Genomic DNA, 1,912 nt, shown 5'->3' on the forward strand with positions numbered 1-1,912 from the left:
ACCTCTCGGGCGACCGCGAGGCGCTGGCCCTCGCGCTCGAAGGCTGGCGGGCGGCGCTGGAGGTGCGCACGACCGAGGCCGCGCCGGACCTGCATCTGCAGACGGCCCGGTCGCTGGCGCGGCGGCTGTTCGACGAAGGCGCATATCCGGAGGTGGTCTCGGTGCTCGACGTGGCGCTCGGCGCCACGCGGGCGATCCTCTCCGACCCGAAGAAGGCCCGCGACGCCCGCGAACAGGCGGCCGAGCGCGCCTCCGGCCTCGCCGGGCTGCGGGCCTGGGCCGGGCTCGAGACCGGCGAGCCGGCCGCCGCCGCCCTGGAGGCGCTGGAGCTCGGCCGCGCCCGGCTGCTGGCGCTGGCCCTCGCCGGAACCGGCGAGGACGCGCCCGCGCCCCGGACGGCGTCGCAGCTGCGCGCCGCCATTCCGTCGGGCGCCGCCGCGGTCGTGCCCTTCGCGACGCCGGCCGGCGCGAAGGCCTTCGTGCTGCGCGGCGGCCTGCCCGCGGGGGGCGCGGCGGCGGTGGACGAGGCGGATCTCCTCGACCTGCCGGGCCTCGACGAGGCCGGCCTGCGCGAGCTCTTGTACGGACCCGCGGACGAGCGGGCGATCACCGGCTATCTCGGCGCCTACAACCGTCTGCAGGAGGGCATCGCGGAGAAGGACCCGGGCGCCTTTTCCCCCTTCGCCGCCGCCGCGCAGGCCGCGCTCGCCCGGCTCGGCGACCTGCTGCTCGCCCCGGCGGACGCCCGGCTGCGCGCGCTGGGCCTCGCCCCCGGCGCGCCGGTGGTCCTGCTGCTCCCCGGCCTGCTCTCGGTCCTGCCGCTCGCCGCCGCGCCCGTCCCCGCCGCCCCGGACCTCGGCCGACCCGCCGAGAGCTTCGGCGACCGCTGGACCGTCTCCCTCGCCCCCTGCTTCGAGGCGCTGATCGCCGCCCGCGACCGCGCCGCCGCCTGGGCCGCCGAGGGCGCGCGCACCCGCCTCCTCGCCGCCCTCGACCCCGCCGTCATCCGGCCCGATCCCGAGACCGGGAGGCCGGAACGCCACGCCCCGCTCGCGCTCGCCGCGGCCGAGGACGCGCTGCTGCGCCGCCGGGCCCGGCCCGGCGAGGCGCCCGTGGTGCTGCGCGGCGCCGAGGCCACCGCCGCGGCCCTGCTCGCCGCCCTCCCCCGGGCAGATCTCTTCCACTATTCCGGCCACGGCTCCTACAAGCCCGGCAGGCCGCGGGACTCGCAGCTGGTCACCGCCGGCGACGATCCCGACGACGTGCTGACGGTGGCCCGCCTGGTCGAGGCGCACGAGCGCGGCGCCCTGCGCCTGCGCCTCGCGATCCTGTCGGGCTGCGAGACGAACCTCGTCGGGCTGAGCCGGACGCAGGACGAGTTCGTCGGCCTGCCCGCCGCCTTCCTCGAGGCCGGCGCGGCGGCGGTGCTGGCCAGCCACTGGCCGGTGCTGGACCACGCCGCCTTCCTCTTCGCCCGGCGCTTCCACGAGGTCCTCGACCTCGCCCCCGGCCCCGGCGGCGAGCCCGCCTTCGGCCCCGCCCCCGCCGCCCGCGAGGCCGCGCGGTGGCTGCGCGAGCTGACCGTCGGCGAACTGCTGGACCTGTTCGAGACCGTCCCCCAGCCCGCCGGCGCAGAGGCGCCCGCCGGCTGCGCCTGGCTCGAGCTCTCCCGGCCGAGAGGGGCGGCGCACATCCGCCCGACCGGGGTCCAGGCCGAGCCCCTGCACCACGGCGCCTTTCTGAAGAAGGGCCCCGAGATGAAGGCTCGCGACCCCGTTCCGTCCAGGCCGGCGTCTCCGCGTCGCGACCCCGTCCTCGGAACCTCCGGAACCCGCCTCGTCCTCCAGCCCCCCGCCCACGGCGCCCCCCTCGACCTCGACGCAAAACCCTACGCAAACCCCGTCCACTGGGC

1 protein-coding gene is annotated in these 1,912 nt (G+C 78.7%); it reads left to right on the top strand.

What is annotated here, in order from left to right:
- Nucleotides 1-1,912 (top strand): CHAT domain-containing protein (locus BM064_RS26600; RefSeq protein WP_143103489.1); only part of this gene is annotated, 1,912 nt, incomplete at both ends.

Source organism: Albimonas pacifica, from assembly GCF_900113695.1.
GTDB classification, from domain to species: Bacteria; Pseudomonadota; Alphaproteobacteria; order Rhodobacterales; family Rhodobacteraceae; genus Albimonas; species Albimonas pacifica.